This is a genomic window from Acidimicrobiales bacterium, assembly GCA_036270875.1.
Taxonomy (GTDB): Bacteria; Actinomycetota; Acidimicrobiia; order Acidimicrobiales; family AC-9; genus AC-9.
Genome location: DATBBR010000116.1, coordinates 1 through 5,232, shown reverse-complemented (window position 1 = coordinate 5,232; position 5,232 = coordinate 1). Strand labels below are relative to the sequence as shown.

5 protein-coding genes are annotated in these 5,232 nt (G+C 72.7%); 1 reads left to right on the top strand and 4 read right to left on the bottom strand.

Annotation, left to right across the window (positions count from 1 at the left end; translation table 11 throughout):
* Nucleotides 1-189: Clp protease N-terminal domain-containing protein (locus VH112_11960; protein HEX4540950.1), on the bottom strand; the 189-nt coding region annotated here is incomplete at its 3' end.
* A 36-nt stretch (nt 190-225) separates the two neighbouring features.
* Complete coding sequence (locus VH112_11955; GenBank protein HEX4540949.1) at nt 226-822, bottom strand: carboxymuconolactone decarboxylase family protein; 597 nt, start codon at nt 820-822, stop codon at nt 226-228.
* 36 nt (nt 823-858) lie between these two features.
* Here VH112_11955 and VH112_11950 point away from each other — a divergent pair, with 36 nt between their 5' ends.
* On the top strand, nt 859-1,242 hold the full coding sequence (locus tag VH112_11950; protein HEX4540948.1) for a hypothetical protein: 384 nt from the start codon (nt 859-861) through the stop codon (nt 1,240-1,242).
* 10 nt (nt 1,243-1,252) lie between these two features.
* Here the strand turns inward: VH112_11950 and VH112_11945 are convergent, their stop codons facing one another.
* Nucleotides 1,253-3,619, bottom strand: a complete 2,367-nt coding sequence (locus VH112_11945; protein ID HEX4540947.1) for a [protein-PII] uridylyltransferase — start codon at nt 3,617-3,619, stop codon at nt 1,253-1,255.
* Nucleotides 3,609-5,198: an FAD-binding oxidoreductase gene (locus VH112_11940; GenBank protein ID HEX4540946.1), complete on the bottom strand. Its 1,590-nt coding sequence runs from the start codon at nt 5,196-5,198 to the stop codon at nt 3,609-3,611. The genes VH112_11945 and VH112_11940 overlap by 11 nt, the downstream gene beginning before the upstream one ends.
* Nucleotides 5,199-5,232 lie beyond the last annotated feature (34 nt).

Genomic DNA, 5,232 nt, shown 5'->3' with positions numbered 1-5,232 from the left:
CACCCCCACCCGGGACAGGACGGGCAGGACCACGCCCTCGGACTGGCCCACCAGGGCGGCCAGCAGGTGGTCGGGGGTGACCTCGGCGTTGTTGCGCTCGCGCGCCAGCCCCACGGCGGCCTGGAAGGCCTCCTGGGTCTTGATCGTCCAGCGGTTGGGGTCGAACGCCATGGCCATGCCGGCTGTCACCTCCTGGTTGTCGTCATCACCATAGTAAAGGTTGAGTCACTTATTGGTAACTTTTGCCGTTGGTGGGACATTCCCGCTGGTCGGGAAGCCGTCGACGCCCTTCTCGCGCTGTACGCCGAGCGAGTTGAGGGTGTACCCGAGCAGGGTGTAGTGACCGACCACCATGGGGACCTCGATGAGCTGGTGCTCGTCGTAGCGCTCCCGCAGCCGGGCCCAGGTGCCCTCGCTGATGACGGAGTCCCGGTGGAGCTCGTCGGCGGCGTCGAGGAGGGTGGCGTCGAACGGGGTCAGCCCCGGCGCCGTGGGCCCCTCGATCACGCGATCGATCTCGGCATCGAGGCCCGCATCGCGGGCGATGCGCACGTGCTGGCCCCACTCGTAGTCGCAGCGGTTGTTCCACGCGGCGCGCAGGATGAGCAGCTCGCGGTCCCGAGGGGGCAGGCTGCCGGCCAGCAGGAGGGCGCCGCCGAACGCCGACCAGCGGCGAAAGAGCTTGGGGTGGCGGACGAGCGTGGTGAACACGTTGAGCTCGGAGCCGACGGCGCCGGTGCCCTCGAGCAGGGCCCGCGCCGTCTCGTCGCGATCGGCGGGGTCGAGCGGGGGGATCCTCGGGCGGTCCGGAAGGGTCGTCATGGGTCGTCAGTCTCGCGGATCGACTAGAAGAAGGGGATGGCGAGTGACCGACCCAAGGGCGTGCGGGCGACCATCACCCGTGGGATCGTGCGCGTGCCGTTTCTGCGCCGGCTCTACGTCCGCCGGATGCTGGCTTTCCTCGACCGCTCCAAGCGCAAGAAGCGGGCGCTGCCCCGGGAGCTGGCCGAGCTTGATGTCGCCATGTCCAAGGTGCCCAAGGACCAGCGCATGGCCATGCTGGAGACCGCGCTCACCGAGGGCACCCAGGGCGGCGCCAGCCGCCAGATGCGGCGTGCCGCGGATCGCCAGAAGCGCCAGAGCGGCCGGGGTGGTCCTCGCCGGCGGCCAGGCGCGGTCAAGCAGACCGGAGGCGGCCCTGCCGGCCCGGCTCCGGGCGGCCCGCAGGGCCGGAGACGCTGATCCCGCCGCGCTAGCTGTCAGCCAGCTGCTCGGGACCCAGCTTGGCGACGATGATCGCCCGCAGCCGGTCGAGGGTCGAGCGATCGGTCACCTTGGCCCCGTTCTGGTGGCGGACGTAGAACGCGTCAACGACTTCGTGTCCGAGCGTGCTGACCCGGGCCGAGACGATGTCGAGGCCACAGGCGAGCAGACTTTTCGTGACGTGGTACAGCAGGCCGATGGCGTTCGGCGCCCGGATCTCCACGACCGTCGCGGCGGAGGAGGCGTCGTTGTCGATCAGCACCGTGACCGGGGCGGGACCGCCGGCCGAAGGCGGTCGGCTGCGCGCGTAGGTGCGGGCCCGCTCGGCCAATCGGGCGTCGAGGGCCAGGCGCCCACTCAGGACGGCTGCGAGATCCTGCTCGACGCGCTCCCAGTCCGGCGCCCGGCCGAGGGTCGACTCCACCTCGAGTACCTCCACGGCCATGCCGGCTTCATCGGATCCGGCCACCGCCGAGCGCACGTCCAGACCGTGCAGGGCGAGCGTCCCGCCCACGGCCGCCATCAGGCCCGGACGATCCGGGCCCACGACGGTCACCGTTGAGCCATCGGCCACGACGGCCAGGCGGCGGGCGGCCATGAGGTGCCGATGCTCGGCCGAAGGCAGCGCCGGTGAGTGCTCGAGCCGCTCGCCGGCCAGGTGGCGCCCGACGCGGTCGACCAGCGTCGCGACCAGCCCCGCCTTCCAGTGACCCCAGGCCGACGGCCCGGTGGCGAGCCCGTCGGCCTCGGCGAGGGCGGCCAGCAGCTCGAGCGTCGGGCGATCTCCGACGGCGTCGGCGACAAGGCGGATCGAGTCGGGATCGTCGAGGTCCCGGCGGGTGGCGGTGTCCGGGAGCAGGAGATGATGACGGACCAGGGTCACGAGGACGTCGACGTCGTCGGAGGAGAAGCCCAGGCGCGGAGCCAGCAAGGCGACCACTTCGGTGCCCGCCTGGGTGTGGTCGCCCGGGTATCCCTTGCCGATGTCATGGAGGAGGGCGCCGACGAGGAGGAGGTCGGGCCGCGCCACCCGGCGCACGAGGGCGGCGGCCTGGGCGGCGGCCTCGAGCAGGTGCCGGTCCACGGTGTAACGGTGGTAGGCGTTGCGCTGGGGCTTGTTGCGCACCGCCTTCCATTCGGGCAGGTAGCGCACGAGGATGCCCTGCTGGTCGAGGGTCTCGACGGCAGGGATGGCGGCCGGGCCGCACCCGAGGACGGCGACGAAGGCCTGACGCGCCCCCTCGGGCCAGGGGTCGCCGGGAGGCGCCGCCTCCCGGGACAGGCGGTCGAGGGCAGCCCTGGTGAGGGGCACTCCGAGCCGGGCCGACGCCTCCGCCGCCCTGAGGGGGAGCGAGGGATCACGGCCGGGGTCGGCGCCGGGCATCAGGGCCACCTCGCCGTCCCGGAGGGCCAGGCCCTCACCGATGGGTCGGTCGCCGCCCGCGACCCGTCCCTTGGGGCCTCGCAGCCACGATTCGACCCGACGCCACCCGTCGTCGCTGGCCCAGGCAACGGCGCGCCCGGCCTCGGCCACGAGGGCCATGAGCTCGTCGGCGTCGGTCAGACCCATGGCGGCGGCGACGCCGTCCTGGTCCTGCAGCAGCAGGCGATCGGATGGCCGGGTCGCGTGACGCTGGAGCTCGACGCGCACCGTCACCAGCAGAGAGGCGGCGGCGTGCAGCTGCGGGCTGCTCACGCTCTCCTCGAGCACCGGGGCGGCCAACGCCGCGGCGCGCAGGGCGTGAACATCGCGCAAGCCGCCATGGGCTTCCTTGAGGTCGGGCTCGAGGAGGAAGGCGACCGATCCCCGGCCGTCATGGCGCTCGGCGACGGCGGCGGCAAGGATCGGCAGCCACCGCCTGGCGCGGGCGCGCCACAGCTTGTGGATCCGCGCGGGTATGGGATCGGCGATGGCGCTGTCGCCGGCCACGAAGCGGGCATCGAGGAGCCCGAGCGCGGCCCGCAGGTCGTCCTCCGCCACCGCCATCATCTGCTTGGGCGTACGGACGCTGTGATCGAGATGGATGCCCTGGTCCCACACCGGGTACCAGAGGGCGTCGGCGATCGTCCCCACGTCCCGCCGACCGTTGTGCACGAGGATCACGTCGAGGTCACTGCCCGGCGCCAGCTCGCCCCGCCCGTAGCCACCGGCGGCCACCAGGGCCAAGCCGCCCACGCGTCCCTCGGTGGCCCGGTGCATCAGGCCGGTGAGCCAGTCGTCGGCCTCCGCCGCGTAGATCCGGCAGAACTCCTCGCCGGAGAGATCGAGCCGGTCCAGCAGCGCGCCGCGTCGGGCCTTGAGCGAGGTCGTGGGCTCGGCGGCGGCCGCGGTCCCGTCGTGCGTCTCAGCGGTCAACGAGCACCCCGGGGTTGAGGATCCACTCCGGATCGAGAGTGGCCTTCGCCGCTCGGAGAGCGGCGGCGAAGAGCTCCGGTCGCTGACGGTCGTACCAGGGGCGGTGGTGACGCCCAACCGCGTGGTGGTGGGTGATGGTGCCGCCATGGGCGAGGACGGCCTCGCTGGCCGCCGCCTTGATCTCCTGCCAGTGGGCGATCTGGTCGCCGTGGCGGCTGGGGGCGAGCACCGTGAAGTAGGGAGCGGGGCCGTCCGGGTAGACGTGGGTGAAGCGGCAGGACACCGACCCGCCGCCGCAGACCTCGGACAGAGCCGAGCTGACCGCCTCGGTGACACCGTCGTGGAGCGCTCCGAAGCCGGACCAGGTGACCGCCGTCTCGAAGGTCTCGGCCACACAACCGAGGGCGACCATGGCGTCGCGGCCGTAGGGCGCCCGGAGGAACGCCGAGCGCCAGGCGCCAGCGGCGCCCTCGGTCGAGGACGCACGCACCCCGTCGGGGACCGAGCCGCCGTGGTCGGCGCAGCACTCTACGGCTCGCGAGATCCACGCCTCGAGGGGGTGGTCGGCGGACTCGAAGCCGAGGACGAGCAGCGCCGTGTCGTCAGCGATGCCCGCCGACGTGGCCGCCTCGCGCTGGTCGAGCAGCCGGCAGTTGGTCGGGAACAGCCCGGCCTGGGCGACGGCGCGGGCGGCGGCTACGCCGGCTTCCAGCGACGCGAACCGCACACCGGCGGAGGCCCTGAACCGGGGGCGATCCTGGATCCGCATCCACGCCTCGGTGATCACCCCGAGGATCCCCTCGGACCCGAGGAGCATGCGGTCGGGCGAGGGCCCGGCGCCGGAGCCCGGGAGGCGCCGGCTCTCGATCACTCCTGCGGGGGTGACGGCGCGCAGCGACTCCACAAAATCGTCGATGTGGGTGTAGTTGGTGGCGTAGTGGCCGCCCGACCTGGTGGCCAGCCAGCCCCCCAGGCTGCTGTGCTCGAACGACTGCGGGAAGTGCCGCAGCGTGTAGCCGTGGGGGCGCAGCTGTCCCTCGAGGGCCGGCCCGAGGGTGCCCGCCTGGATCCGCGCCGCCCGTGACACCGTGTCGATCTCGACGACCTGGTCGAGCCGGCCGAGGTCGATCGAGACGACGCCCGAGAAGGCGTCGCCCACCTCGCACTCGACACCACCGACGACCGACGAGCCGCCGCCGTAGGGGATGGCGGCCAGACTCTCTTCTCCGCACCAGTCGAGGATGTCGACGACGTCCTGTTCGTGGCGGGGCCGGGCCACGATGTCAGGGGGGTGCTGCAGGTCGCCGTGGAACGCCCGAACCACGTCGCAGAACGACTTGCCGTAGGTGTGACCGGCGCGGTCATAGGGAGTGCCGACGCAGATGGAGGCGAGCGACGCGGGGGCCCGTACTCGGGGCGCGGGAAGCTCGGCGTGCTCGAGCACCGGCGGTGGCGCCGGTTCGAGGTCATGCCGTCCGAGCGAGGCTCCCACCGCCTTGGCAAGAGCGCGCAGCTGGGTCTCGTCGAGCGACTGGTCCTCCCAGCCCCATCCCCACCACGACCGCCGACGCTCTCCCACGGGGTTCGACGCTACTGGCTGTAGATTTGGCGTC

Bases quoted from the DNA above. Each gene is read 5' to 3' on its own strand.
- VH112_11955 (HEX4540949.1), bottom strand. From the start codon at position 822: ATGACGACCCTTCCGGACCGCCCGAGGATCCCCCCGCTCGACCCCGCC.
- VH112_11950 (HEX4540948.1), top strand. From the start codon at position 859: ATGGCGAGTGACCGACCCAAGGGCGTGCGGGCGACCATCACCCGTGGG.